Genomic DNA, 24,505 nt, shown 5'->3' with positions numbered 1-24,505 from the left:
GCCGCGCACAGCGCCGCAGCCGCTCCCGCCGCCGGCCGCGGTGCCCGGAGCGCAATCCGGCCAGCGACCGCAAGCAGCTCCCCCGGCGCCGGCCCGRCCCGGCGCGCCGCCTTCGGCCGTGCCGCGCGGCGGCCCTGCTGTGCCCCCCTCTGCTGCGCCGCCTCAGGCTCGTCCTCCAGCGCCTGCTCCGCAGCCAGGTGCGGTTCCCTCGGCTCCCGGAGGGCAGCCGCGTCCGCCCGGAGCTCCACCTTCCGCTGCTCCCGGCACACCCGCTCAGCCCGGCGCCGGCGCGCCGCCCTCCGCGGTTCCGCGCGGTGGGCCGGCTGTTCCGCCGTCTGCGGCTCCGTCCCAGCGCCCGCTGGGCGCAGCGCCGCAGCCCGGCGCCGCTCCCGGCGCTCCGGCGCAGCCGGGCGTTACAGCTCCGTCTCCGCCGGCCGGCGCAGTTCCGGCACAGCCGCTGCGCCCGGCAATACCTCCGGCCACGGCTCCGATCGCTCCGGCTCCGACCCAACCCGGCGCCGCGTCTCCGACGCCGCCCCCGGGCACGCCGCCCGCGGGGCTGGCGCCCGCTCAGCCCGCACGCCCCGCTCCGGGCGTGCCTCCGGCAGCCGCTCCTGGGGTGCCGGCTCCGGCGCAGCCCGGTGTCGCACCGACGCAGCCCGGCACGGCTCCCGCGCAGCCGCCGTCTGGCGGGGTCTTCCCCAGCCAGCCGCCGCAGCGCGAAGGCCGTCGCGGCGGCATCTCGCCGGGTGTGGCCGGTGCGATCGGCCTCGGTGTCGGCGCGATCGGCGGCATCATGGCCGTTCAGGGAGCGCAGCGCTTCGACGACATCCGGGCGCGGCGCGAGGAACGGCGCGAGGGTGACGTTACCGTCATCCGCGAGCCCGGCCGCACCATCATCCGCGACGATGACGGCCGGGCCATCATCCGCCGCGATGAGGACCAGCGCTTCCGCGATCTCGGCTGGCAAGGCCGTTCCGAGCGCCGCGACGGCGAGATGCGGACCGTGTTCGAGCGGCCCGACGGCACGCGCATCGTCACCGTCACCGACGAGGAGGGCCGGCTGATCCGCCGCACCCGCATCGATCGCGACGACCGCGAGGTGGTGATCATCGACAATACCCTGCGCGATCGCCCGGGGCGCTTCGCCGACGATATCGTCGTGCTGCCGCCGCCGCCGCTGCCGATCCCGCGCGAGCGCTATATCGTCGATGCCGACCAGGCCGACGAGGCGTTGATCTACGAGACGATCATGGCGCCGCCGATCGCCGCGATCCCGCGCCGTTACACGCTGGACGAGGTCCGCTATTCGCCGGATCTGCGCGCCCGCATGCGCAGCGTCGATATCGACACGATCAACTTCGAGACCGGCTCCTGGCAGGTCACGCCCGACCAGGCGCAGCGCCTCGCAGTGATCGCGGATTCGATCCGGCGCGTGCTGCAAGGCTCGCCGAACGAGGTCTTCCTCGTCGAGGGCCACACCGACGCGGTTGGTGCCGATGTCGACAATCTCTCGCTCTCGGATCGCAGGGCCCAGTCGGTCGGGGAGATCCTGACGCGCGACTTCCAGATCCCGCCGGAAAACCTGACCACCCAGGGCTATGGCGAGCAGTATCTGAAGGTGCAGACGCAAGGGGCATCCCGCGAAAACCGGCGTGTGACGCTGCGGCGCATCACGCCGCTGCTGACCGGCCAGAACCGCTGACCTCTCGAACGGGGCTGCCCGTTGAGCAGCCCCGTTCGCTGTGGGGGTGTGGGGAACCCCGCACCCCCACAGCGGTTTCTCTTCCGGAGGAGGCGCTGATGGGAGATGCAGCCATGAAGATGTCCGCTCTGGCGATGGCAGGTCTGGTGCTTGCCGGTTCGTTCGCGCCGTTTCCGACATGGGCTCAGAATGCTCCCCCTGCCGAGAAACAGCCTGCTCCAGGCGTGCCGGTGGCGCCGCGTGCGGATGAGGCCGTGCGGCCGCCGGCAGGGGAACGCGGTATGCGGCCTCGCGCCGACAGGCGTGAGCAGCGCTATGACAGGGCGCAGGCTGGTCCGCCGCAGCCGAGTCGCGACCCGCCGATGCGCGCTCGGTGCCGTCGATCATCAGGCCCTGAAGGTCGTTCAGGATTTGGCAAGGCGGGCGCATTAGCGTCGCCGGCATGAGCGACGCAGCCTCCGTTTCCCGCAGCATCGTCACGATGCAGGCCGCCTCGACGCAGCAGGCGCTGTCGGTCGAGATGCTCAAGCAGAACGCGCAGGCTGACCAAAGCCTCGTCACCATGCTCCAGCAGAGCGTCGAGCAGACGCAGGCGACGCTCCCGGCCGGTCAGGGCGGCCTCGTCGACCGCACCGCCTGATCTCCTTTCCCCAGCTTCGATCGTTTGTCGCTGAGGCCGTTGCCAAGCGACTTCTCTGCGCCTAACCTCGCCTCTGTTCCGAGGGGTGCCCGCAAGGGCTGAGATGGCTTCCGAAGCCGAACCCGTCGAACCTGATCCGGGTCATACCGGCGGAGGGACTGGAACGCGTGCACAGGGCCGAGCCTTGTCCGCAGACAGCGACTGTACCGCTTTCAAACCCGGATCTCCTGACCTGTCGCAAGGAGGAGATCCTCATGAATGCCCACGCAAAACCCCAGAAGAACAGCGTCAAGACCGCGCCGCAAAGCGTGACGACCGGCCCGATCATCGGCTCGCGCAAAATCTATGTCGCCGCGCCCGAGCATCCCGAGATGCGCGTGCCCTTCCGCGAGGTCGTGCTGACGACCGATGCCGAGCCGCCGGTGCGCATCTACGACCCGTCCGGCCCCTATACCGAGACCGACGCCAGGATCGACCTGAATGCCGGCCTGACGCAGCCGCGCCGCGCTTGGCTCGATGCCCGCGGCTTCCAGACCGTGCCCGGCCGCGCCGTCACCGCCGCCGATAACGGCCATATCAGCGAAGCGCAGCTCGTGCCGGCCTGCCCGGCCGAGCGCCCGATCCTCGAGGCGAAGCCCGGCCAGATGGCGACGCAATACGAGTTCGCCAAGGCCGGCATCGTCACGCCCGAGATGATCTATGTCGCCCATCGCGAGAATCTCGGCCGCGCCGCCATGATGGAAGGCGCCAGGGAGCGCCATGCCGACGGCGAGAGCTTCGGCGCTGTCGTTCCGGAATTCGTCACGCCCGAATTCGTCCGCGAGGAGATCGCGCGCGGCCGGGCCATCATCCCGGCCAACATCAACCACCCCGAGCTGGAGCCGATGGCGATCGGCCGCAACTTCCTGGTCAAGATCAACGCCAATATCGGCAATTCGGCCGTGACTTCGGGTGCCGCCGAGGAGGTCGAGAAGCTGGTCTGGGCGATCCGCTGGGGTGCCGACACGGTGATGGACCTCTCCACCGGCCGCAACATCCACAACATCCGCTCCTGGATACTCAGAAATTCGCCGGTGCCGATCGGCACGGTGCCGATCTATCAGGCGCTGGAGAAGGTCGGCGGCGATCCGATCAAGCTCGACTGGGAGGTGTTCAAGGACACCCTCATCGAGCAGGCGGAGCAGGGCGTCGACTACTTCACCATCCATGCCGGCGTTCGCCTTCCCTATGTCCCGCTGACGGCCAGCCGTGTGACCGGCATCGTCTCGCGCGGCGGCTCGATCATGGCGCGCTGGTGCCTGGCGCATCACAAGGAAAGCTTCCTCTACGAGCGCTTCGACGAGATCTGCGACATCATGCGCAAATACGACGTCTCGTTCTCGCTCGGTGACGGCCTGCGTCCGGGCTCGATCGCCGACGCCAATGACCGCGCCCAGTTCGCCGAGCTGGAGACGCTGGGCGAGCTGACTCAGGTCGCCTGGAAGAAGGGCTGCCAGGTCATGATCGAGGGCCCCGGCCATGTGCCGATGCACAAGATCAAGGAGAATATGGACAAGCAGCTGCGCGAATGCGGCGAGGCGCCCTTCTACACGCTCGGACCGCTGACCACCGACATCGCGCCGGGTTATGACCACATCACCTCTGGCATCGGCGCGGCGATGATCGGCTGGTATGGCTGCGCTATGCTCTGCTACGTCACGCCCAAGGAGCATCTCGGCTTGCCGAACCGTGACGACGTCAAGACCGGCGTCATCACCTATCGCATCGCCGCCCATGCCGCCGATCTCGCCAAGGGCCACCCGGCGGCGAAGATCAGGGACGACGCGGTCTCCCGCGCCCGCTTCGACTTCCGCTGGGAGGACCAGTTCAACCTGGCGCTCGACCCCGACACGGCGCGCGAGTTCCACGACGAGACGCTGCCGAAGGATGCCCACAAGGTCGCGCATTTCTGCTCGATGTGCGGGCCGAAATTCTGCTCGATGAAGATCACGCAGGACCTGCGCGCTGAGGTTCTCGCGATGAGCGACAATGAGAGGGCAAGTCTCGAGGCCATGGCTGCTGAAGGCATGGCGGCGAAGTCGAAGGAATTCCTCGACAAGGGTGGCAGCATCTATCTACCTGCGGCCGAATGAGCGGCATGAACGACAGCCTCGACGCGGCCAAGGTCGCGTCGATCCTCGCGCGGGTGTCCGAGCGCCGCCCGCGCATCCATTGCCTGACCAATACCGTAGCGCAGAACGTCACCGCCAACATGCTGCTCGCCTTCGGGGCCGTGCCCTCGATGGCTGGTCATCCCGAGGAGGTTGCGGCGGTCGCGGCCGGGGCAAGCGCGATCCTGATCAATCTGGGCACGATCAGCCCTGAGGGCGAGCGCGCGATCCCGAAGCTCGTCGCTGTGGCGCGCGAACGCGGCATTCCGCTGGTGCTCGACCCGGTCTTCGTCGAGCTGTCGCCCCTGCGGCTGCGGCTGGCCGAGGACGTTTTGCGGCTGCCGGGCGTCGTCGTGCGTGGCAACGCCGCCGAGATGGCGGCCTTGGCCTGGCTGCTGGAGCGCTCCCCCGGCGTCACGCGCGCGACGACAGGGGCTGTCGACGCGATCGACGGTCCTTCCGGCAAGCTCTCCGTGGCCTTCGGGCATCCGCTGATGAGCCGGGTAACCGGACTGGGCTGCGCTTCAAGCGCGCTGGTGGCTGCCTGCCTCGCGGTCGAGCCCGATCCCGTGATTGCAGCGGCTGCGGCGCTGACGGCCTACGGCATCGCGGGCGAAATCGCAGCCGAGCGTTGCCATGGCCCCGGCAGCTTTGCCGTCGAACTGATCGATGCGGTCGCTGGCCTCGAGGCCGGAATGCTGCAAGCACGTATGGCGCGAATGTCACACATGAAAGACATGATGTAGCCGGGATTCACCGCCGCCCGCAGGCATCCTAGGGTCGCATGGCTGATTCGCCCGGCTGGCGACGGCCGCGCCGGGGGGCAACAGACAACATGATGCGTAACGAAGCCTGCGGGCAATCGCACAGGCCCTTTCGGCTTGTCGCCCTGATGGCCCTTGGTCTGGCCGCCGGCTGCGTCGGGCTGCCGGAGGATGTCCGGGCGGCCGAGAACGGCACGGGCTTCTATCTGCTCGGCGGCCGTGGCGCGATGGCTGGCTATCTGCCGCCTCCCGGGGTCTATTTCGAGAGCGACACCTACAGCTACGACGCCAAGCTCGACGCCCGGAAGTCATTGCCTTCCGGCGGTCGCTTCGTTGCCGGTGTGCGGAGTCAGGCACGGGCCGATTTCCTGAGCGGAACGTGGGTGACGCCCTGGGAACTCGCCGGGGGCAATCTCGCCTTCGGGGCCACTCTGCCTGTCGGCCGCGTCCGGGTCGCGGCCGGTGTCGAATACGATTCGCCGCAAACGAACCGCCTTGTCGGCTCCAATTTGCGCGACAAGGCCACGATGGTCGGCGATCCCGTATTCTCGACGATTCTCGGCTGGCATGCCGGCAAGTTCCATTGGAATGCAACCGTCATGGTGAACGCGCCTGCGGGCGAGTACCGCAACGGGGAACTGGCCAATCTTGCCTTTCACCGCTGGGCCACGGATCTGTCCGGCGCCCTCACCTGGTTCGATCCGGAAACCGGCATCGATCTCTCAGGCATCGCCGGGGTGACGTTCAACGGCACTAATCCGGCCACGGACTACCGGACGGGCACCGAGTTTCACTTGGAATGGGCCGCCTCGAAAGCGTTGACCAGCGCGCTTTCCGCCGGAGTGATCGGCTATCACTATCAGCAGGTCACCGGTGACAGCGGAGCGGGCGCGCAGCTCGGTGCCTATAAGGGCCGCGTGACCGCGCTCGGCGGCACGCTGGCCTATAATTTCACGATTGGAAAGACGCCGATCTCTACCCGCATCAAGGTTCTGCGCGAGTTCGCCGTCGAGAACCGCGCGCGCGGAACCGTCGGCCTGCTCACGGTCTCGTTGCCGCTGACGACCTCTCCCTGACGCAAAAAGAAGCCCGCGTGATGCGGGCTTGGTTCTCTCGGTCCTTGGGTGGCCCGGAGAAGAAAATGCCCGCTCTCGAAGGGGAGAGCGGGCAGCTTCGGCATTACGGCTTCGCGAACTGAAGAGCCGGAGGCACCGGGTTCGGCTTGAACGGCGCGACCTGAAGTGCCTTGGCGTCGAGGTCGAAGCTGGTCAGGTCGACCATGCGCAGGACCTGATCCTGATAGCTTTTGATATAGTACTTCTTGGCCCTGAGATCCGCGACCGAAGTCCACTGGGTATATTCGAGCTCCCCGCCCTTCGCCGCCGAGTTGATGAAGCCGACCGGGATGTCGAAATTGTTCATGATGTGCTCGACGAGACGAACGGTCTGGGGGCCGTCGGGAGCCTGCTTCGCCGAGGCGACGTAGCCGAGCGCGCGGATGAAGCGCGAGGGCGGCGTCGGGTCGCCGGGAATCCCGAGCAGGCCGGAGCCTTGCCCGAAGGGCTCGAAGGTCTTGCCGCCGATCTTCAGCGGATCGGCCGCGACGGGCGAAATCTTGACGTAGTTGCGGATGTTGTTGAGGTGCCAGTCGAAGGTCGGGGAGTTCGTCAGAACGCCCATCGGGTTGTCATAGACCTTCAGTTTGCCGTCCACCGGCTCGATCACGATCGAGGCGCCCGTCGCATCGTGGATCGGGAAGTGGAATGGCAGCGTGAAATTCACGATCGGCGCCGGAAGGTCGACGATCACGGCCTTGTTGAGCGCTTCCTTGACCTCAGCGACGGTAGCGAAGTTCGACAGGACCCAGCTCAGGAATTCCCAGGGCGCGAGCGCGGTGTTCGGGTCGGCTTGCGCCACGGGCGTGTAGCCCACGAAATCCGGGAAATACAGGGCGCCGCCAGCGAGTCCCTTCTCGTTCATGCCGTCGGAGACGAAAGGCTGGCCGAAGCTCATCACGCCGACGAATGCATAGCGCGTGTTCCACTTGGGAGCCGGCATGTTGGCGGGGCGGGTGCCGACGAAGGCGTAGTTCCGCGGGACGACGACGACGTCGGACGGTGTCTGGAGCGCGTATTCGAGCGTGCGGCCGTAAACCGGCGTGCCGTCGGCCGCAATCATCAGAATATTCGTGCAGGCCTGAGCCGGCGCGGCGCTGGCGAGCAGGCCGGCGAGCAGGGCCGACAGGCCTTTTCTCGCGAAACCCCAATTCATAAGACGCATTCTATCCCCCAAAGCGGTGTGCCCGGGCTTGGTACGCGGTCACTCACGCAGCAATCGTAAAGAAGCGCGCTGCCTTCTGGGGGCCGGAAGGAGAGCCGGAAAAATTGGTGAATGGAGCCCTAACAGGCGACGAACCCGGCGCCGCCGGCAAGGGCCAGGCCGACTTTCTACTGCGTCGGGGCGAGCGACAGCGGTGCCGGCTTCGGCGTTGCCGGACGCGGCTTCGGCTTGGGGGCGGGCTTGGACTCGGTGCCAAGGCCGAGCCGCACGCGCAGCGCGGCGGCGCGGGCTTCCGTGATCCGGGCCGCACAGAAGCCCATCTGACCCTCGCGCTGGAAATCGCGGCAGATGGTTTCGCGCTCGGAGGAGAAACCCGCCTGCTCGCGGGCGATCGAGCGCTGCTCGACGGCGTCAGACTTGGCCGTCAGGGTCCGGTACCCCTCGCGGACGGCGCGCTCGGCGGTGCCGCGCGCCCGCTCGATCTCCCTTGCCTGCGCGGCGATCGTTCGGGCGTCCGGGCCCCACAGGCCACGCGGATCGATCCGGCACTGGGCCGCCTCGACGACGCAAGGTTCGGTGGGCTCCACGACGAGGACGGCGCCGTCGAGGACGTCGAAGACGATCGGGCAGATCGGCGCCTCCAGCCGGTAGCGGGGCACGCCGGCCGGCCGTCCCAGCGCCGTGACCGGGACGGGCGCGTCGCCGAAGGAAACAGAGCAGGGCTCGACCAGATTGACTGGCTGGAAGCCGTCGAGGCCGAGCTTCATCCCGAAGCCGTTGGCGGTTTTCGTGAAGGTCGCTTCGCCGTGATGGCCGTTGCGGTGAAGGATCTTTCCGAGGATTGCCTCCTCGGTCGGGATCTTGATCGCGGGCATGCTCGGTGGTCGCGGTGCTGCCGGCGCGCCGGGCGCAGAGGGAGCACCCTGCTGCGTGCCGGGAGCATTGAATGGCTGTGCGCCCGGCAATTGCAGGGGCTGCGCCTGCGCGAGCGCCGTCATCGCGGCCGAGATAGCCACCAGCATAGGGGCGATGCGCGTCGATCGGCTCATGGTGTCCATGCGCAAACGGAACGGCCTTCCTGCATGAAGGCGGGCGCAATTCCGCGCAAGGGCCGCAAGGACACAGTCGCTGCGGAAAGCGCCGGCGCAGCCCAAAACCCCACGATCCCCGCTTCTTAATCGGCTCGCCTGTCTTGCAAGGGCGGGAACACCCTCACTATATACGCGCCCAAGGGGCGGTTTAACCACCGTCAAACGTGGAATGCCGGAGCGTTCGCCGCTGAAGCGGGGGCGACCCGGTCCATGGGCCGGCAGGCGGCGTGAATGCGTCGCAGGCCGGCGATCTGCTCAATCGAAAGGGATCCCATCCATGGGTAAAGTCATTGGTATCGACCTCGGCACGACCAACAGCTGCGTTGCAGTGATGGAAGGCACCACGCCGAAGGTCATCGAGAATTCCGAGGGCGCGCGCACCACGCCCTCCATCGTCGCCATCACGGATGATGGCGAGCGCCTTGTCGGCCAGCCTGCCAAGCGCCAGGCCGTCACCAATCCGGAGCGTACCTTCTTCGCGATCAAGCGCCTCATCGGCCGTACCTACGACGATCCGATGACGCAGAAGGACCTGAAGCTCGTTCCCTACAAGATCACCAAGGCCTCGAACGGGGACGCTTGGGTGTCCGCCGACGGCAAGGAATATTCGCCGTCGCAGATCTCGGCCTTCACGCTCACCAAGATGAAGGAGACGGCGGAGGCCTATCTCGGCCAGCCCGTCACCCAGGCCGTCATCACGGTTCCCGCTTATTTCAACGACGCCCAGCGCCAGGCCACCAAAGATGCCGGCAAGATTGCCGGCCTTGAGGTGCTCCGAATCATCAACGAGCCGACGGCGGCTGCGCTCGCCTACGGGCTTGAGAAGAAGTCCGCCGGCACCATCGCGGTCTATGACCTCGGCGGCGGCACCTTCGACGTCTCGATCCTCGAGATCGGCGACGGCGTCTTCGAGGTGAAGTCGACCAACGGCGACACCTTCCTCGGCGGCGAGGACTTCGACATGCGCCTCGTCGAATATCTCGCGGACGAGTTCAAGCGCGAGCAGGGCATCGACCTGAAGAAGGACAAGCTCGCTCTCCAGCGCCTGAAGGAAGCGGCCGAGAAGGCCAAGATCGAGCTCTCGACCACCGCCCAGACCGAGATCAACCTGCCCTACATCACGGCGGATGCTTCCGGTCCGAAGCACCTCGCCATCAAGCTGTCGCGCGCCAAGTTCGAGAGCCTGGTCGACGATCTCATCCAGCGCACCATCGAGCCCTGCAAGAAGGCGCTCAAGGATGCCGGCCTCTCGGCGGGCCAGATCGACGAGGTCGTTCTCGTCGGCGGCATGACCCGCATGCCGAAGGTGCAGGAGGTCGTGAAGCAGTTCTTCGGCAAGGAGCCGCATAAGGGCGTCAATCCCGACGAGGTCGTCGCCATCGGCGCCGCGATCCAGGCCGGCGTCCTCCAGGGCGACGTCAAGGACGTGCTGCTGCTCGACGTGACCCCGCTGTCGCTCGGCATCGAGACGCTGGGCGGYGTCTTCACGCGTCTTATCGACCGCAACACCACGATCCCGACCAAGAAGAGCCAGGTCTTCTCCACCGCCGAGGACAACCAGAACGCGGTGACGATCCGGGTCTTCCAGGGCGAGCGCGAAATGGCGGCCGACAACAAGCTGCTCGGCCAGTTCGACCTGATGGGCATTCCGCCGGCCCCGCGCGGCATGCCGCAGATCGAGGTGACCTTCGACATCGACGCCAACGGCATCGTCTCGGTGACGGCGAAGGACAAGGCCACCAACAAGGAGCAGCAGATCAAGATCCAGGCTTCGGGCGGCCTCAGCGAGGCCGACATCCAGAAGATGGTGAAGGATGCCGAGGCCAACGCCGCCGAGGACAAGAAGCGCCGCGAGCTGGTCGAGGCCAAGAACCAGGGCGAGAGCCTCGTTCACTCGACCGAGAAGTCGCTGAAGGACTATGGCGACAAGGTCACCGAGGCCGACAAGTCGGCGATCGAGACCGCGGCCGAGGCGCTGAAGACCGCGCTCACCGGCGAGGACGTCGAAGTCATCCAGGCTCGCACCAACGAGCTGATGCAGGCTTCGATGAAGCTCGGCGAGGCGATGTATGCCGCCAGCCAGGCCGAGGGCGCTGCCGCCGGTGCTGAAGGCGAAGCTGCTGCGGAAGCCAAGAAGGACGACGTCATCGACGCCGACTTCAAGGACGTCTCGGACGACAAGAAGAAGAGCGCGTAATCCGCGTTCGTCGCGGAACGCGATGGGGTGGCCGGGCTCGAACCCGGCCATCTCGTTCCGGGGCGGCGTGAAGGCAGGATGGACAACGCCTGTCGCGCATGGCCGGGCCGCCGCGCCCGGCCATGGCGCGTCAAAGGCAAGGGGCAGACGTTTCGATGTCGAAGCGAGACTACTACGAGATCCTCGGCGTCAGCCGGACCGTGACGGAGGTCGAGCTCAAGAGCTCCTTCCGCAAGCTCGCGATGCAGCATCACCCGGACAAGAATCCCGGCGACAAGGAAGCCGAGATCAAGTTCAAAGAAATCAACGAGGCCTATCAGGTCCTCTCCGACGGGCAGAAGCGCGCGGCCTATGACCGCTTCGGCCACCAAGCCTTCGAGAATGGCGGCGGCCCCGGCGGCAACGCCGATTTCTCCGACTTCATGTCGGACATCTTCGATTCCTTCTTTGGCGATGCCCGCCGCGGCGGCCCGCGCAGCGCCAATGGCCGCGAGCGCGGCGCCGATCTGCGCTACAATCTCGAAATCGGGCTGGAAGAGGCCTTCACCGGCAAGAACGCCTCGATCCGCGTGCCGACCTCGGTCTCCTGCGAGTCCTGTTCCGGCACCGGCGCCAAGCCCGGCTCGAAGTCGCGGCAGTGCCCGACCTGCGGCGGCCATGGCCGCGTCCGCGCCAATCAGGGCTTCTTCTCGGTCGAGCGGACCTGCCCGACCTGCTCCGGTCGCGGCGAGATCATCGACGACCCCTGCAAGAATTGCCAGGGCGCCGGCCGCGTCACCCGCGAGCGCACCCTCTCGGTCAACATTCCTGCCGGCGTCGAGGACGGCACGCGCATCCGCCTTGCCGGCGAGGGCGAGGCCGGCCTGCGCGGCGGGCCTGCGGGCGATCTCTACATTTTCCTCTCGATCAAGCCGCACGCGATCTTCCAGCGCGACGGTGCCGATTTGTTCTGCCGCGTGCCGATCGGGCTGGTCTCGGCCGCGCTCGGCGGAGAGATCGAGGTTCCCACGCTCTCGGGCGAGCAGGCGCGGGTGAAGATCCCGGAAGGCACCCAGACCGGCAAGCAGTTCCGCCTGAAGGCCAAGGGCATGAGCGTGCTGCGCTCGCGCGATGTCGGAGACCTCTATATCCAGGTCGTGGTCGAGACGCCGCAGAAGCTGACGGCCCGCCAGCGCGAGTTGCTGGAGGAGTTCGAGCGCGAGAGCTCGCACAACAATCATCCGGAGACGGCCGGCTTCTTCGGCCGGGTCAAGGATTTCCTCGGCGGGCTCGGCGGCACGGCTTGAGCCTCGGTGTCGAGCAGTAAAAAAGGGCCGCCTTTCGGCGGCCCTTTGTGTTTCGGGGCGGTGCTTCAGGCCTTGTCGACGGCCTTCTTGACCGCGTCCTTGCCCTTGCCAAGTGCCTGCTGGGCCTCGCCCTTCAGTTCCTGAGCCTTGCCCTTGGCCTCCCATTCCGGCTTGTCGAGCGCCTTGCCAGCGGCCTGCTTGACGTTGCCGGCGGCCTCGTTGGCCATGCCTTTGATCTTGTCGGTCGTGCTACCCATTGCGTGGCTCCTCCTGGTTCCGGTGCGACCTCGGTCGCGTCCCTCCAAGAAACTGCACTGCGCCGGATCGGTTCCGGGCGACTACACCGTCCCGCTTCCGCTCGCGGCGAGCGCGCGTAGCACCTCAGCCGTGGCCGTATCCGCCGGGAAGAACGTCTCCAGCGCCAGTTCGGACAGGGTGATGTCCACCGGCGTGCCGAAGACCGTCGTCGTCGAGATCAAAGACAGCACGGTTTCGCCGAGCCGCAACAGCATCGGCACGACGATGCCGGCTTCGGCGTCCGGGTCGTGCCGCTCCTGTCCGGCCTTGCCGGGATGCGGATAGGTGGAGAGTTCTTCCAGCAGGGCGCCAAGCGTGCCGTCCGCCGTAGCCCGAACCTGCTGGCGCAGCCGGGCGAGCAGATGGCCGCGCCATTCGTCGAGATTGACGATGAACGGCGCAAGCCCATCCGGGTGCAGCGACAGGCGCAGAACATTGACGGGTGGCTGCAATAGCGCCGCATCGGCGACGAGGCCGAGCAGCCGGGTCACCGCGCCATTGGCGGCGAGCAGCGTCCAGTGCCGGTCGACGGCGAGCGCCGGGTAGGGTTCGTGCCCCTTGAGGATCAAGTCGATCGCGCCCCTGGCGGCGTTCAGCGACGGATCTTCCAGGGAACGCTCGGGATAGACCGGCGCATAGCCGGCCGCCAGCAGCAGGGCGTTGCGCTCGCGCAGCGGCACCGTGAGATGCTCGGCGAGCAGCAGCACCATCTCGCGGCTCGGGCGCGAGCGTCCGCTTTCGACGAAGCTCAGATGCTTCTGCGAGATCTCGGCTTCGAGCGCGAGGTCGAGCTGGCTGAAGCGGCGCAGCTGGCGCCAGTCGCGCAGCAGCGTGCCGAAGGAGGGGGCGTGATGCTTGTTCATGGCAGGCAAGCTAGCGATCCCTGCGGGCCGTTCCAATTACCTCCCGCTTAATCGACGGGCTCTCCCGAAATCGGCAGCATTCCCCGCATCGAAACGGGCTGCCTGCCCATGAAACGGAAGGAGAATGCCATGTCGCTCATCCAACCCTCACCACTGCTTCGCAACGCCCTCGCGCTCGATGCCGCGGCCTGCGCCGGCATGGGCCTGCTGCTCGCTACGGCCGCCGGCCCGCTCGCCGTGCCCCTCGGCCTGCCGGAGGGGTTGCTGCGCGGAGCGGGCATCGTGCTGCTGCCTTGCGCGGCGCTGCTGGGCTTCCTCGCCAGCCGCACGATTCTGCCGCGCCTCGCCGTCTATGCGGTCATCGGCATCAACCTGCTCTGGATCGTCGACAGCATCGCGATCCTGCTGACGGGCTGGCTGGCGCCGACCGGGCTCGGCATCGCCTTCGTGCTCGCCCAGGCTGCGGCCGTCGCCATCGTCACCGAGCTGGAGGTGATCGGCTTCCGGCGCTCGCCGGCCCACGATAATGCCGCATTGGGCGCAAGTCTTGGCTGACGCTGTCACGCGGCTGTCGCATGGGCTCTCTAGCCGCGGATATCCTTTTCCGTCAGCGGGTCCGTTCCATGCGCCAGCCTTTCGTCCTCGCGGCTCTCGCCTCCCTCCTCCTCGCGGGCACCGCCGGCGCGGAGCCGATGTTCAATCGCATCGCCACCTTCTCCGTGCCGCAGAACCTGCCGGCCGACCGCGATCCCGCCAAGAAGACCGTCTCCGAGATCATCGCAGCCAGCGAGGACGGCATGCTGCTGGCCTATACCGATGGCGAGCAGAAGGCGCTCGGCATCATCGACATCGCCGACCCGGCCAATCCGAAGCCGGCCGGCTTCGTGCCGCTCGACGGTGAATCCACCTCGGTCACCATCCTCGGCGACAAGGCCTTCGTTGCCGTCGTCACCTCTGGCGACAATTTCAAGGAGCCGGCCGGCCACCTCGCCACGGTCGACCTAAAGACCAGGCAGGTCGTGGCGAAATGCGATCTCGGCGGCCAGCCGGACTCGGTGACGCTCACCAAGGACAAGGGCAAGGTCGCGATCGCGATCGAGAACGAGCGCGACGAGAAGCTCAACAAGGGCGCCTTGCCGCAGCTCCCCGCCGGCAACCTCACCCTGATCGGCATCAAGGATGGCGCCATCGACTGCGCCACCCGCCAGGTCGTCGACCTGACCGGCCTCGCAACCGTCGAGCCGACCGATCCGGAGCCGGAATTCGTCGACGTCAATCAGGACGGGCTCGTCGTGGTGACGCTGCAGGAGAACAACCACCTCATCGTCGTCGATTCGAAGACGGGCAAGGTGGTGACCCATTTCTCGGCGGGCAGCGTCGATCTCAAGAACATCGACAAGACCCGCGACGGCAAGATCAGCCCGACCGAGGAGCTGAAGGGCGTTGCGCGCGAGCCGGACGCCGTGCGCTGGATCGACAACGACCGCTTCGTCACCGCCAATGAGGGCGATTGGAAGGGCGGCTCGCGCGGCTTCACGATCTTCCGCAAGGACGGCACCGTCGAGTTCGATTCCGCTTCGGAGGTCGACCACATCGCCATGCGCCTCGGCCATTACCCCGAGAAGCGCTCGGCCGCCAAGGGCAGCGAGCCCGAGGGCATCGAGGTCGCGACCTATGGCAACGACCGGCTGATCTTCGTCGGGCTGGAGCGGGCGTCGCTGGTGCTGGTCTACAAGGACGAAGGACCCGGCAAGGCGCCGCGCTACCTGCAGGCCCTGCCGACCGGCATCGGTCCGGAGGGGCTTCTCGCCATCCCGCAGCGCGACCTTTTCGTTTCGGCTTCGGAAACCGATGCCGGCGAGAAGGGCGGCGCGCGTTCGGCGGTGATGATCTATCGCCGCGCCGAGCAGGCCGCGGCTTACCCGACCATCCAGTCGCAGAACGAGAACGGCCTGCCGATCGGCTGGGGTGCGCTCTCCGGCCTTGCAGCGGACCGCACCGCGCCGGGCAAGCTCTTCTTGATCACCGACAGCGCCTACACGCCCTCGCGCATCCTCGAGATCGACGGGACGCAGAAGCCCGCCCGCATCATCGGCGCGATTACCGTGACCAGGGACGGCAAGCCCGCTTCCTATGATCTCGAAGGCATTGCGACCCGCGAGGGCGGTGGCTTCTGGCTGGCCTCCGAGGGCAATCCCGAGAAGAAGGATGCGCCGCTCGCCGACATCCTGCTGCGCGTCTCGGCCAAGGGCGAGGTCGAGGAAGAGATCGTCCTGCCTGAGGCTTTGGCGAAGCATGCGGTCCGCTTTGGCTTCGAGGGCGTGGCGGTGACCGGTACGGGCCCTGAGGAGACCGTCTGGCTCGCGGTGCAGCGCGAGTGGAAGGACGATCCGAAGGGCAAGACCAAGATCCTCTCCTACAAGCCGGCGACCAAGGAATGGGGCGTGCTGCACTACCCGCTCTCCCAGCCGGCTGCCGGCTTCTGGATGGGCCTCTCCGAGCTGGTTGCCCTTGGCGACGACCGTTTCGCCGTGATCGAGCGGGACAACGGCTTCGGCGCCAAGGCGGCGAAGACGCTCCAGACCTTCTCGGTGAAGGGCCTGAAGCCCGCCGCCATCGGCGCGGCGGACATCCCGACCGTCACGAAGACCTTGCTGCGCGACCTGACGCCCGATCTGATGAAGGCCGGCGGCTACGGTCTCGACAAGGTCGAGGGCATGGCCGTCGACAAGGCCGGGCACCTCTTTGTCATCACCGACAATGACGGCGTCGACGATTCCTCCGGCGAGACCCAGTTCTTCGCCTTCGGCAAGATCGGCAACTGACGAGCCGCCCGCTCATTCCCGGGCGAAGCGAAGCGCAGACCCGAGAAACCTCATGACCGGAGGACGCTGGTTTCCAAGATGGTCGGGTCAGGCCCGACCATGACGCATGATAAAAAAAGCCCCGGATGCGATGCATCCGGGGCAAGGCGCCTGGCCCATGAAGAAGCCAGGTGGGAGGAGACGGTCACCAGCCGGCGAGCACGGCGCCCTTGTAGCGCTCGGCGATGAAGCTCTTGATCTCCGGGCTCTGATAGACTTCGACCAGCGTCTTGACCCAGGGCTTGTCCTTGTCGGCGGCGCGGACTGCGATCAGGTTGACATAGGGGCCTTTGGCATCCTCGCGCAGGATGGCCGAGGCGGGGTCGATCTTGGCGTCGACGGCGTAGTTGGTGTTGATCGCGGCGGCGGCGACGTCGGCCAGCGAACGCGGCGTCTGGGCGGCCTCGAGCTCGATGATCTTGAACTTCTTCGGGTTGCCGGTGATGTCGGCCACGGTCGGCTTGAATCCGACCCCGTCCTTCAACTTGATCACGCCCTTGTCCTGCAGCAGCAGCAGCACGCGCCCGCCATTGGTCGGGTCGTTCGGGATGGCGATGGTGGCGCCGTCGGGGAGCTCGGCCCAGCTCTTGTACTTCGACGAGTAGATGCCGATCGGGAAGTTCACGGTGAGGCCGACCTTGACGATTTTGTAGCCGCGATCCTTCACCTGATTGTCGAGATAGGGTTCGTGCTGGAAGGAGTTGGCGTCCAGCTCACCGGCGTCGAGCGCCTGGTTCGGCACGACATAATCGGAGAACTCGGTGATCTTGAGGTCGAGGCCCTTTTGCGCCGCCAGCGGCTTCACCTTCTCGAGGATCTCGGCATGGGGGCCGGGCGTGACGCCGATCCGAAGCACCTGGTTTTGCTGGGCGAAGGCGGGGCCGGCTGCGAGCGCCAGGGCGAGACCGGCTGCGAGCGCGGCGCGGCGGCTGAAAGAGGTCGTCATGATCGTGGTTTCCTTCGGTATGAAGCGGGTGAAAATGATCAGGCGTGGCGCAGGCGCTTGTTCAGGCGGCGCGCCAGGCGGTCGCCGAAGCTCTGCACGAGCTGGACGAGAACGATGAGTACGGCGACGACGGTCGCCATCACGTCGGGCATGAAGCGCTGGTAGCCGTAGCGGATGCCGAGATCGCCGAGTCCGCCGCCGCCGACCGCGCCGACCATCGCCGAGAAGCCGATAAGGCTGACCACGGCGAGGGTGAGGCCGAGCACGATGGCCGGCAGCGCCTCGGGCACCAGCACCTTGCGGACGATCTGGATGGGTGTTGCCCCCATGGCGCGCGCGGCCTCGACCAGACCCTGATCGACCTCGCGCACGGCGCCTTCGATCAGCCGGGCGATGAAGGGCGTCGAGGCAACGGTCAGCGGCACGATCGCCGCGGCGGTGCCGATCGACGTCCCGGCGAGCAGCCGCGTGAACGGGATGATCGCGACGACGAGGATGATGAAGGGCGTCGAGCGSGTGGCGTTGACSAGCACGCCGAGCAAGGCATTGGCGGCGGGTGCGGCGAACAGCTCGCCGCGCTTGCTGGTGGCGAGGAAGACCCCGAGCGGCAGGCCGAGCAGCGTGCCGATGCCGGCCGAGACGGCGACCATGGCGAGCGTGTCGAGCGTCGACTGCCAGATCAGGCGGATGAGTTCAGGAGACATGGCCGATAACCTCCGCCTTGAGCCCGAGGCTCTTCAGGGCGCCGAGCACCGCGTCGCTTTCCGGCGCGCGCGAGGGCACCGAGACGAGCAGGCTGCCGAAGGGCTGGCCGGCGATGGCGTCGATCCGCCCGGCCAGGATGTTGACGTCGACGCCGACGACCGCGCTGAGCCGGCTGATCACCGGTGCCGTCGCGTTCTCGCCGATGAAGGTGATGCGCAGCACGAGATTGTCGCCCGGGCGCGCCTGCGTGCGGATGCGGCCGGCGAGATGCTCGGGCACCTCGACGCCGGTGACGGCCTCGACGAAGCGCGCCGTGGTCGGGTGCTGCGGGTTGGTGAAGACGGAGAAGGTTTCGCCCTGCTCGACGATGCGTCCGCCCTCGATCACCGCGACGCGGTCGCAGATCTCCTTGATGACGGGGATTTCGTGGGTGATCAGCAGGATCGTGATCCCGAGCTCTCGATTGACTTGGCGCAGCAGCGCCAGGATCGAGCGGGTCGTCTCCGGGTCGAGCGCCGAGGTCGCCTCGTCGCAGAGCAGCACCTTCGGATCGGTGGCGAGCGCGCGGGCGATGCCGACGCGCTGCTTCTGCCCGCCCGAGAGTTCCGCCGGATAGCGCGCGCTCTTGTCGGCAAGACCGACGAGCTCGAGCAGCCGCTCGACCTTGGCGGTGATCTCGGCGCGCGGCGTGCCGGCAATCTCCAACGGCAGCGCGACATTGTCGAAGACGGTGCGCGAAGACAAGAGGTTGAAGTGCTGGAAGATCATACCGATGCGGCGGCGCTGCGCCCGCCAGCCGGCCTCGGTCAGGTTGGTGACATCCTGCCCTTCGATCAAGATGCGGCCGGCGGTGGCGCGCTCCAACCCGTTGACGAGGCGGATCAGGGTCGACTTGCCGGCACCGGAGCGGCCGATCACGCCGAGGATGCTGCCGGCGGGCACGTCGAGATCGATGCCGGCGAGCGCGCTCACGGGCTGCTGGCCGCTGCGTGCCGCATAGGTCTTGCCGACCTGCTCGAAACGGATCGCGGGCTCGGCCATGGCGACTGGCAGGGCGCCGGCGCTCAACGCGCCAGGGCTGACGGGGGCGTTCATCATGTCCTCAGAAATGGGTGTGGCAGGACCAGTGTGCGATACCGAGCTGCTCGATGGTAACGTCATGGATCGAGCGGCGCCGATCGTCCGAGCGCGCGGCGTCGAGCGGGTCGAAGGTTGCCGGCACCGCCCGGTTGAACCAGGCGGCGACGGCGTTCCAGAGCGATGACAGGACTTGCATCACCGCCTCACGAGGCCAGCCGGAGCGGGCTGTGGCGGGGCCGCCGGGCGAGGCGGCGCGCCGCGCTCTCTGCCGCGCCGGGCGTGGCGAAGCGCTGCCCCTCCAGGGCTCGGAAGGCCGAGGAGGCGGCGATGAAGGTGAAGTCGCGCTCATCGGCGCGCCGGCTGACGAGGCCGATCTGGTCCTCGCCAAGCTCGATGACATAGGCTTGCAGCGCCGGGCTAGGCCGGCTGGAAACGGAATGAAACTGGGACATGGCTCTGCCTTTTGCCGCATCTGGCGGCGTGTTCGTCGAAGCGATCGGGTGAAAGCGGCCTATCGGCCTTGCGATCTCAGCGTCGACAACAGCAGGGGGCGGGGTGGAAGCGCGTTTGGCTTCGGCTCATTCTCGCAACGGTCATGTCAGTCTCCTCAATCTGGAGCCCACGACCCAGTCGTGGCGCTTTAGCGTTTGGTGACGCGGCGCAAGCTGCTGCTCAAATCTCCGCGGTATCCGGATCGCTCCGGAGACAATGTGCAATCTGGCGGCGATCGTCCTCTTTGTCAATCGCTTCGTTCTTTTAAAGAAACCGCAGGCCAGAGAAGAATATTCTCCGGCGCTCGTTACCCGTCGGCGATGATGCGGCAATGAGCTGCTTGACGGAGCCCTGGAAGGGGCGCCATCTGCGGCCCATGCCGGCTCGTGCCACCTTTCTCGATCGCCTGCGCCGCTCCGGCCTCGGAGTCTGGCTTGCGGTCGCCTATGGCTGGGGCGCGCTTGTTCTGGCAATCGCGCCGGCTTCGGCGCTGGCGCCCTTTTCGGCAAGAGACGGCGCCGTCCTCTGTTCCGGCGCTCCGGTGCCCGCGGAAGGTGCGCCGGCCCCGGCCGGCGATCTCGCCCATTGCAAGGGCTGTCCGCTCAATCCCGTGCTGGCCGGTCCGCCATGGGGCGATCTGTTCTTCGCCGCGCGTTCCATCGCCAGGCTGGCCTCGCTGCACCCGGTCGCCGAAGGTGTGGCGCATGGTTTCGCTGTCGGCCTTGCGGATTCGCGCGCTCCGCCCGCAGCCTGACGCTTCCCACCGCCTGCCGATATCCCGCCGGCCATCGACGCCGGCGCATTTGCCATTCGGGCTGCTCAGCAGTCCTTTCCGCTCAGGACACAAGCCATGAAGCTTTCCCTTTTGCTCGCGACGGCCGTGCTCGCGCTTTCGGCCACCATGGCCTCCGCCCACGACTTCAAGGCGGGCGCGCTGAAGATCGGCCATCCCTGGTCGCGGGCGACCCCGGCCGGCGCCAAGGTCGGCGGCGGCTATCTCAGCATCGAAAACACCGGAACCACGCCCGATCGGCTGGTCTCGATCTCCGTTCCCTTCGCCGCTCGCGCGGAAATCCATGAGATGGCGACCAAGGACGGCATCATGACCATGCGCCCGCTCGAGCAGGGCGTTGAGGTTCCGCCCGGCGCCAAGGTCGAGTTCAAGCCCGGCGGCTACCACATCATGTTCATGGAGCTGAAGCAGCCGCTGAAGCAGGGCGAGATGATGAAGGGCACGCTGACCTTCGAGAAGGCAGGCTCGGTCGATGTCGAGTTCAAGGTGGATTCGATAGCCGCCAAGGGCGGCGAAGGCGAGCACAAGGGCCACTGAGCGCTGTTTCCCGCGCATCATGCTCGGGCGTGACCCGGGCATCTCTTGCGGGCGATTCCCGGGTCGCCGCCCTGCGGCGCCCGGGAATGACGGTCTGGCCGCTCAGAGCTTCGCGCGCGGATCGTGCTTCGCGATCCGGGACAGCAAATAATCGACCTCGGCCTTGGCAACTGCGCTCAAGGCGGCGCCCGGCTTGCGCTGGGCGTCATGGCTGAGGATGCCGCGCTTCATCATCGTGTATTTGCGCACGGCGAGCCCGACGCCCTGCTGCTGCTCGTAGCGCATCAGCGGCAGATGAGCGTCGAAGATGTCATGGGCCTCGTCGCGCTTGCCGGCCTTCTGCAGCTTGACCACGTCGATCAGGAGTTCCGGGAAGGCATAGCCGGTATTGGCGCCGTCGGCGCCACGTTCCATCTCGAAATCGAGGAAGAGCCCGCCATTGCCGGTCACGATCGAGATTGGGCGCAGCGAGCCCTCTTTCTGGAACTTGCGCAGCGCCGAAATCTTCTCCAGCCCCGGCCAGTCCTCGTGCTTCAGCATCACGCAGGAGGGGTTGTCCATGACGATCTTGCGGATCACCGCCGGCGTCATCACCACCGAGAGCGTCAGCGGATAATCCTGGATGACGAAGGGGATGTCGGTGCCGATCGCCTCGACAGCCTGGGCGTAGTAGCCGGTGATCTGGTCGTCGGTGCGCAGCGCGGGCGGCGGGGCGATCATCACGCCGCCGGCGCTGAGGTCCATCACCTGCCGCGCGAGCGAGCGCATCGCCGCGAAACCGGGCGCGGAGACCCCGACGATGATCGGCTTGCCGCCCATCTTGGCGACGGCGCGCTTGACCAGCTCGACCGACTCCTCGGGCTCGAGCTTGGGCGCCTCGCCCATGATGCCGAGCACGGTGACGCCGTCGGAGCCGATGCCCTGGTAGAATTCGAAGAGCCGGTCGGCCGAGGTCCAGTCGATGCTGCCGTCCGGGTTGAACGGCGTCGGCGCGATCGGGAAGACGCCGCTGGCGTCGGAGGTCAGGCGCATGGTTTCTGCTCTCGGTCTTGTCGGGGAGGAAGGCTGGAACCTCGTCATGGTCGGGCTTGACCCGACCATCTCGGAAACCAGCGGGGCTGGTCATGAGATTCTCGGGGCGAGCCCGAGAATGACGCCTCAGACGATGCGGGTTCGGACCGTGCCGACGCCGGCGATCTCGCCTTCGAGCACGTCGCCCTTGCCGACGGCGGCAACGCCTTCCGGCGTACCGGTGAAGATCAGGTCCCCGGGCTTGAGCTCGACCAGGCCCGAGAGATAGGAGATCGTCTCCTCGACGTTCCAGATCTGCTTGGCGAGGTCGGAGCTCTGGCGCACGACGCCGTTGACGGTGAGTTCGATCTTGCCGGCGCTCGGATGGCCGGCCTGGCTCGCGGGAACGATCTCGCCGATTGGCCCGGAGAGGTCGAAGCCCTTCGACATGTCCCAGGGGCGCCCGGCCTTCTTGGCGGCGGCCTGCAGGTCGCGGCGGGTCATGTCGAGCCCGGCCGCGTAGCCATAGACATGGGCGAGCGCCTCGGCTTCGGGGATGTCCTTGCCGCCTGTGCCGATGGCGACGACCAGTTCCATCTCATGATGGAGATCCTTCGTCTTCGTCGGATAGGGCATGTCGGCGCCGTTGACGAGCAGCGCGTCGGCCGGCTTGGTGAAGAAGAAGGGCTCTTCGCGGTCGGGATCGCCGCCCATCTCGCGGGTGTGCTCGGCGTAGTTGCGGCCGACGCAGAAGACGCGCCGCACCGGGAAGGAGCCGCCCCCAGCGACCGGAACGGCCGTGATGGCCTGCGGATCGATCACATAGTTGCTCATCGGACGGTTCCCTCGGTCGTTAAAGTTCAGAACATTGCTGCGGCAAAAAACCGGCATCCACCTTTGCGCGCAATGCCCTGGCACCTGCTTGCGCTGTTCATGCGGGAGGCGCGCGCCGTCCGCAAGCAGCTTGCACCGTCACCGGGCCTGCGTGAGCGGCATTGCAGGCGCTCTTCGCATGCGCGGAATGGTTTGTGCGGCGCGCCATTGCAACCACCGCGATTTGCCTCCTACACTGCCGTGCCGGGCTGGTCCGGCAAGTCTCAAGGAAGGAGCGGCATGTGAGTACGGGAACCGTGAAATGGTTCAACGAGACCAAGGGCTACGGCTTCATTACGCCCGACGAGGGCGGCGGCGACATCTTCGTGCATGTCAGCGCAGTGACGCGCGCGGGGCTGCGTGGCCTGAACGAAGGCCAGAAGGTCAGCTACGACCTCGAGCCTGATCGCAAGACCGGCAAGAGCGCTGCGGTGAATCTGAAGGTCGCTTAGGGCAGGCAGCGACAGCGGGAAGGCGATGGCGGCGCCGTTCCCGAGCCACGGCGAATCTCTTTCGCTCGCGAGCGGACTGAAGGCGATTCCAGGCATGCCCGTCGCCGTTGGCGACGGATTCGAAAGAGAGCCGCTCAGGCGCGGCCCGGCGCCGGATGGAACAGCCGGCCCTTTTCCACGATCAGCACGATGACGAGCGCGGCGATGCCGCAGAGTGCGAAGCCCAGCGTCAGCGGGATGACCGTGCCGTTGAAGTGCTGGCCGATATAGAAGCCCAGAAGCGCGCCGATCACTGTGGTGACGAAGCCCTGCACCGAGGATGCCGTCCCCGCGACATGGCCGAGTGGCTCCATCGCCATGGCTCCGAAATTCGGGCCGAGCAGGCCGAAGCAGAACATGGCGCCGCCCTGCAGGATCGCGAAGCTCCACAGCGACTCATGGCCCGCCAGGGCGAGGAGCGCATGCAGGCTTGTCAGCGCGATGTAGCCCAGCAGCGCGGTATGCGAGACCCGGCGCATGCCCAGCCGCCCGACGATGCGCGAGTTCAGCAGCGAGGATGCCGCCATGAACATCGCGATCAGCGCGAAGACGGTGGTGAACAGTTCGGGTGTATGGAAGACGTCGACGAAGACCTGCTGCGCCGAATTGATGAAGCCGAACAGCCCGCCGAGCACGAAGGCCATCGCCAGCATGTAGCCGACGCCGATGCGGCTCGTCAGCGTGGTGCGAAAGGCGGCGGCGACGCTCCGGGGGGCGATCGGCTTGCGGTCTTCCGGATGCTGGGTTTCGGGCAGCTTCACCGCGACCCAGACGAGCACGGTGGCGCCGAAGGCGGTCAGCACGCCGAAGATCCAGCGCCAGGGCGCCACCCACAGGATCGCCTGGCCGATCGACGGGGCGAGGATCGGCACGGCCAGGAAAACGATCATGGCGAGCGACATCACCCGCGCCATGTCGCGCCCGGAATAACAATCGCGCACGATCGAGACGACGAGCACGCGCGTCGCCGCGGCGCCGACCCCTTGCACCACGCGCGCCGCCATCATCGCCTCGAACGAGCCGGCGAATGCCGCGGCGATGCTGGCGAAGACGTAGACGATCAGGCCGGCGAGCAGCACCGGCCTGCGGCCGTAGCGGTCGGAAATCGTGCCGTAGAAGATCTGCGAGACGCCGAAGCCGAGCAGATAGGCCGTGATGATCCACTGCCGCTGGTTGGCCTCGGCGATGCCCAGCGCCTCGGCCATTTGCGGCAAAGCCGGCAGCATGGAGTCGATCGCCAGCGCGTTGGTGGCCATCAGCGCGGCGGTGAGGCCTACGAAGGGATAGAAGCCCATGCCGTGGCGCGGCCGGGCGATGGCGGACATGTCGTTCATGGCGATCGCGAAAGCTGGCCCGGCGGCTGCGAGCGGAGGGCAGCGGCAGGCAATGATCAGGCGGCAGCATTAGACCTCCCGACAGGGGGGCGGCAACCCGCCCTGC

24 protein-coding genes and 1 riboswitch are annotated in these 24,505 nt (G+C 67.1%); of the genes, 12 read left to right on the top strand and 12 right to left on the bottom strand.

What is annotated here, in order from left to right; all coding sequences use genetic code 11:
• The first annotated feature begins 619 nt into the window (after positions 1–619).
• The 5 genes from AC1DEZ_RS23360 to AC1DEZ_RS23340 all read left to right on the top strand — a co-directional run bounded on the left by AC1DEZ_RS23360 (position 620) and on the right by AC1DEZ_RS23340 (position 6,335).
• Positions 620–1,705 carry an OmpA family protein gene (locus tag AC1DEZ_RS23360; RefSeq protein ID WP_476780875.1) on the top strand — a complete coding sequence of 362 codons (1,086 nt, stop codon included), beginning with the start codon at positions 620–622 and terminating at the stop codon, positions 1,703–1,705.
• 442 nt (positions 1,706–2,147) lie between these two features.
• Positions 2,148–2,345, top strand: coding sequence for a hypothetical protein (locus AC1DEZ_RS23355; RefSeq protein WP_476780874.1), 198 nt, complete (start codon positions 2,148–2,150; stop codon positions 2,343–2,345).
• Between the two features lie 71 nt (positions 2,346–2,416).
• Positions 2,417–2,521, top strand: a riboswitch (TPP riboswitch).
• Between the two features lie 78 nt (positions 2,522–2,599).
• Positions 2,600–4,477 (top strand): phosphomethylpyrimidine synthase ThiC, encoded by a 1,878-nt coding sequence (gene thiC / locus AC1DEZ_RS23350; protein ID WP_476780873.1) that lies wholly within the window; start codon positions 2,600–2,602, stop codon positions 4,475–4,477.
• Between the two features lie 5 nt (positions 4,478–4,482).
• Positions 4,483–5,241: a hydroxyethylthiazole kinase gene (locus tag AC1DEZ_RS23345; protein WP_476780872.1), complete on the top strand. Its 759-nt coding sequence runs from the start codon at positions 4,483–4,485 to the stop codon at positions 5,239–5,241.
• A 146-nt stretch (positions 5,242–5,387) separates the two neighbouring features.
• Complete coding sequence (locus tag AC1DEZ_RS23340) at positions 5,388–6,335, top strand: SphA family protein (protein WP_441509836.1); 948 nt, start codon at positions 5,388–5,390, stop codon at positions 6,333–6,335.
• A 103-nt stretch (positions 6,336–6,438) separates the two neighbouring features.
• On the opposite strand, the gene AC1DEZ_RS23335 is transcribed toward AC1DEZ_RS23340, so the two are convergent.
• Both AC1DEZ_RS23335 and AC1DEZ_RS23330 read right to left on the bottom strand, forming a co-directional pair.
• Positions 6,439–7,530, bottom strand: a complete 1,092-nt coding sequence (locus AC1DEZ_RS23335; RefSeq protein WP_441509835.1) for a linear amide C-N hydrolase — start codon at positions 7,528–7,530, stop codon at positions 6,439–6,441.
• 176 nt (positions 7,531–7,706) lie between these two features.
• Positions 7,707–8,537, bottom strand: a complete 831-nt coding sequence (locus AC1DEZ_RS23330; RefSeq protein ID WP_476780871.1) for a hypothetical protein — start codon at positions 8,535–8,537, stop codon at positions 7,707–7,709.
• 370 nt (positions 8,538–8,907) lie between these two features.
• On the opposite strand from AC1DEZ_RS23330, the gene dnaK reads away from it, so the two are divergent.
• Both dnaK and dnaJ read left to right on the top strand, forming a co-directional pair.
• A complete protein-coding gene (dnaK, locus tag AC1DEZ_RS23325; RefSeq protein WP_476780870.1) occupies positions 8,908–10,827 on the top strand; it encodes a molecular chaperone DnaK in 1,920 nt (639 codons plus the stop codon).
• A 155-nt stretch (positions 10,828–10,982) separates the two neighbouring features.
• Positions 10,983–12,113 carry a molecular chaperone DnaJ gene (dnaJ, locus tag AC1DEZ_RS23320; protein ID WP_476780869.1) on the top strand — a complete coding sequence of 377 codons (1,131 nt, stop codon included), beginning with the start codon at positions 10,983–10,985 and terminating at the stop codon, positions 12,111–12,113.
• Positions 12,114–12,178: 65 nt separating this feature from the next.
• Here the strand turns inward: dnaJ and AC1DEZ_RS23315 are convergent, their stop codons facing one another.
• Both AC1DEZ_RS23315 and AC1DEZ_RS23310 read right to left on the bottom strand, forming a co-directional pair.
• Positions 12,179–12,370, bottom strand: coding sequence for a CsbD family protein (locus AC1DEZ_RS23315; RefSeq protein WP_441509831.1), 192 nt, complete (start codon positions 12,368–12,370; stop codon positions 12,179–12,181).
• An 81-nt stretch (positions 12,371–12,451) separates the two neighbouring features.
• Complete coding sequence (locus tag AC1DEZ_RS23310) at positions 12,452–13,273, bottom strand: helix-turn-helix domain-containing protein (RefSeq protein ID WP_476780868.1); 822 nt, start codon at positions 13,271–13,273, stop codon at positions 12,452–12,454.
• Between the two features lie 129 nt (positions 13,274–13,402).
• On the opposite strand from AC1DEZ_RS23310, the gene AC1DEZ_RS23305 reads away from it, so the two are divergent.
• On the top strand, positions 13,403–13,828 hold the full coding sequence (locus tag AC1DEZ_RS23305) for a hypothetical protein (RefSeq protein ID WP_476780867.1): 426 nt from the start codon (positions 13,403–13,405) through the stop codon (positions 13,826–13,828).
• 68 nt (positions 13,829–13,896) lie between these two features.
• Positions 13,897–16,098, top strand: coding sequence for an esterase-like activity of phytase family protein (locus AC1DEZ_RS23300; protein WP_476780866.1), 2,202 nt, complete (start codon positions 13,897–13,899; stop codon positions 16,096–16,098).
• 184 nt (positions 16,099–16,282) lie between these two features.
• Here AC1DEZ_RS23300 and AC1DEZ_RS23295 read toward each other — a convergent pair whose 3' ends face one another.
• The 5 genes from AC1DEZ_RS23295 to AC1DEZ_RS23275 are packed head-to-tail and all read right to left on the bottom strand — an operon-like array spanning position 16,283 to position 19,320.
• Positions 16,283–17,083, bottom strand: coding sequence for a MetQ/NlpA family ABC transporter substrate-binding protein (locus AC1DEZ_RS23295; protein ID WP_476780865.1), 801 nt, complete (start codon positions 17,081–17,083; stop codon positions 16,283–16,285).
• A 38-nt stretch (positions 17,084–17,121) separates the two neighbouring features.
• Positions 17,122–17,787: a methionine ABC transporter permease gene (locus AC1DEZ_RS23290; protein WP_441509826.1), complete on the bottom strand. Its 666-nt coding sequence runs from the start codon at positions 17,785–17,787 to the stop codon at positions 17,122–17,124.
• Positions 17,777–18,883 (bottom strand): methionine ABC transporter ATP-binding protein, encoded by a 1,107-nt coding sequence (locus AC1DEZ_RS23285; RefSeq protein WP_476780864.1) that lies wholly within the window; start codon positions 18,881–18,883, stop codon positions 17,777–17,779. The genes AC1DEZ_RS23290 and AC1DEZ_RS23285 overlap by 11 nt, the downstream gene beginning before the upstream one ends.
• A gap of 7 nt (positions 18,884–18,890) precedes the next feature.
• Positions 18,891–19,064: a hypothetical protein gene (locus AC1DEZ_RS23280; protein ID WP_476780863.1), complete on the bottom strand. Its 174-nt coding sequence runs from the start codon at positions 19,062–19,064 to the stop codon at positions 18,891–18,893.
• A gap of 7 nt (positions 19,065–19,071) precedes the next feature.
• Positions 19,072–19,320, bottom strand: a complete 249-nt coding sequence (locus AC1DEZ_RS23275) for a hypothetical protein (RefSeq protein WP_476780862.1) — start codon at positions 19,318–19,320, stop codon at positions 19,072–19,074.
• Between the two features lie 371 nt (positions 19,321–19,691).
• Between AC1DEZ_RS23275 and AC1DEZ_RS23270 the strand changes: the two genes are divergently transcribed.
• The gene (locus AC1DEZ_RS23270) at positions 19,692–20,114 is read left to right on the top strand and encodes a hypothetical protein (protein WP_476780861.1); all 423 of its coding nucleotides are present in this window, start codon (positions 19,692–19,694) and stop codon (positions 20,112–20,114) included.
• A 96-nt stretch (positions 20,115–20,210) separates the two neighbouring features.
• Positions 20,211–20,690, top strand: coding sequence for a copper chaperone PCu(A)C (locus AC1DEZ_RS23265; protein WP_476780860.1), 480 nt, complete (start codon positions 20,211–20,213; stop codon positions 20,688–20,690).
• Positions 20,691–20,792: 102 nt separating this feature from the next.
• Here the strand turns inward: AC1DEZ_RS23265 and AC1DEZ_RS23260 are convergent, their stop codons facing one another.
• Together AC1DEZ_RS23260 and AC1DEZ_RS23255 are read right to left on the bottom strand one after the other, a co-directional pair.
• Positions 20,793–21,722, bottom strand: a complete 930-nt coding sequence (locus AC1DEZ_RS23260; RefSeq protein WP_476780859.1) for a dihydrodipicolinate synthase family protein — start codon at positions 21,720–21,722, stop codon at positions 20,793–20,795.
• A gap of 126 nt (positions 21,723–21,848) precedes the next feature.
• Entirely contained in the window at positions 21,849–22,535 is a 687-nt protein-coding gene (locus AC1DEZ_RS23255; protein ID WP_441509820.1) for a fumarylacetoacetate hydrolase family protein, read from the bottom strand.
• 281 nt (positions 22,536–22,816) lie between these two features.
• On the opposite strand from AC1DEZ_RS23255, the gene AC1DEZ_RS23250 reads away from it, so the two are divergent.
• Positions 22,817–23,026 carry a cold-shock protein gene (locus AC1DEZ_RS23250; RefSeq protein ID WP_149131593.1) on the top strand — a complete coding sequence of 70 codons (210 nt, stop codon included), beginning with the start codon at positions 22,817–22,819 and terminating at the stop codon, positions 23,024–23,026.
• A 134-nt stretch (positions 23,027–23,160) separates the two neighbouring features.
• Here the strand turns inward: AC1DEZ_RS23250 and AC1DEZ_RS23245 are convergent, their stop codons facing one another.
• On the bottom strand, positions 23,161–24,399 hold the full coding sequence (locus AC1DEZ_RS23245; RefSeq protein ID WP_441509819.1) for a multidrug effflux MFS transporter: 1,239 nt from the start codon (positions 24,397–24,399) through the stop codon (positions 23,161–23,163).
• Between the last annotated feature and the right edge of the window lie 106 nt (positions 24,400–24,505).

This window comes from Allobosea sp. 10L422, from assembly GCF_056395345.1.
The sequence above is the reverse complement of the archived record's forward strand: the minus strand, read 5'-3'. Positions and strand labels throughout refer to the sequence as shown.

What these genes read in the sequence shown, in the direction of transcription:
- AC1DEZ_RS23275 (WP_476780862.1), bottom strand. Translation starts at nt 19,320, where the DNA reads ATGTCCCAGTTTCATTCCGTTTCCAGCCGGCCTAGCCCGGCGCTGCAA.
- AC1DEZ_RS23340 (WP_441509836.1), top strand. Translation starts at nt 5,388, where the DNA reads ATGGCCCTTGGTCTGGCCGCCGGCTGCGTCGGGCTGCCGGAGGATGTC.
- AC1DEZ_RS23295 (WP_476780865.1), bottom strand. Translation starts at nt 17,083, where the DNA reads ATGACGACCTCTTTCAGCCGCCGCGCCGCGCTCGCAGCCGGTCTCGCC.
- AC1DEZ_RS23335 (WP_441509835.1), bottom strand. Translation starts at nt 7,530, where the DNA reads ATGAATTGGGGTTTCGCGAGAAAAGGCCTGTCGGCCCTGCTCGCCGGC.
- AC1DEZ_RS23330 (WP_476780871.1), bottom strand. Translation starts at nt 8,537, where the DNA reads ATGACGGCGCTCGCGCAGGCGCAGCCCCTGCAATTGCCGGGCGCACAG.
- AC1DEZ_RS23345 (WP_476780872.1), top strand. Translation starts at nt 4,483, where the DNA reads ATGAACGACAGCCTCGACGCGGCCAAGGTCGCGTCGATCCTCGCGCGG.
- AC1DEZ_RS23265 (WP_476780860.1), top strand. Translation starts at nt 20,211, where the DNA reads ATGAAGCTTTCCCTTTTGCTCGCGACGGCCGTGCTCGCGCTTTCGGCC.
- AC1DEZ_RS23300 (WP_476780866.1), top strand. Translation starts at nt 13,897, where the DNA reads ATGCGCCAGCCTTTCGTCCTCGCGGCTCTCGCCTCCCTCCTCCTCGCG.
- AC1DEZ_RS23315 (WP_441509831.1), bottom strand. Translation starts at nt 12,370, where the DNA reads ATGGGTAGCACGACCGACAAGATCAAAGGCATGGCCAACGAGGCCGCC.
- AC1DEZ_RS23285 (WP_476780864.1), bottom strand. Translation starts at nt 18,883, where the DNA reads ATGAACGCCCCCGTCAGCCCTGGCGCGTTGAGCGCCGGCGCCCTGCCA.
- AC1DEZ_RS23255 (WP_441509820.1), bottom strand. Translation starts at nt 22,535, where the DNA reads ATGAGCAACTATGTGATCGATCCGCAGGCCATCACGGCCGTTCCGGTC.
- AC1DEZ_RS23280 (WP_476780863.1), bottom strand. Translation starts at nt 19,064, where the DNA reads ATGCAAGTCCTGTCATCGCTCTGGAACGCCGTCGCCGCCTGGTTCAAC.
- dnaJ (WP_476780869.1), top strand. Translation starts at nt 10,983, where the DNA reads ATGTCGAAGCGAGACTACTACGAGATCCTCGGCGTCAGCCGGACCGTG.
- AC1DEZ_RS23245 (WP_441509819.1), bottom strand. Translation starts at nt 24,399, where the DNA reads ATGAACGACATGTCCGCCATCGCCCGGCCGCGCCACGGCATGGGCTTC.
- thiC (WP_476780873.1), top strand. Translation starts at nt 2,600, where the DNA reads ATGAATGCCCACGCAAAACCCCAGAAGAACAGCGTCAAGACCGCGCCG.
- AC1DEZ_RS23305 (WP_476780867.1), top strand. Translation starts at nt 13,403, where the DNA reads ATGTCGCTCATCCAACCCTCACCACTGCTTCGCAACGCCCTCGCGCTC.
- AC1DEZ_RS23310 (WP_476780868.1), bottom strand. Translation starts at nt 13,273, where the DNA reads ATGAACAAGCATCACGCCCCCTCCTTCGGCACGCTGCTGCGCGACTGG.
- AC1DEZ_RS23270 (WP_476780861.1), top strand. Translation starts at nt 19,692, where the DNA reads ATGAGCTGCTTGACGGAGCCCTGGAAGGGGCGCCATCTGCGGCCCATG.
- AC1DEZ_RS23355 (WP_476780874.1), top strand. Translation starts at nt 2,148, where the DNA reads ATGAGCGACGCAGCCTCCGTTTCCCGCAGCATCGTCACGATGCAGGCC.
- AC1DEZ_RS23260 (WP_476780859.1), bottom strand. Translation starts at nt 21,722, where the DNA reads ATGCGCCTGACCTCCGACGCCAGCGGCGTCTTCCCGATCGCGCCGACG.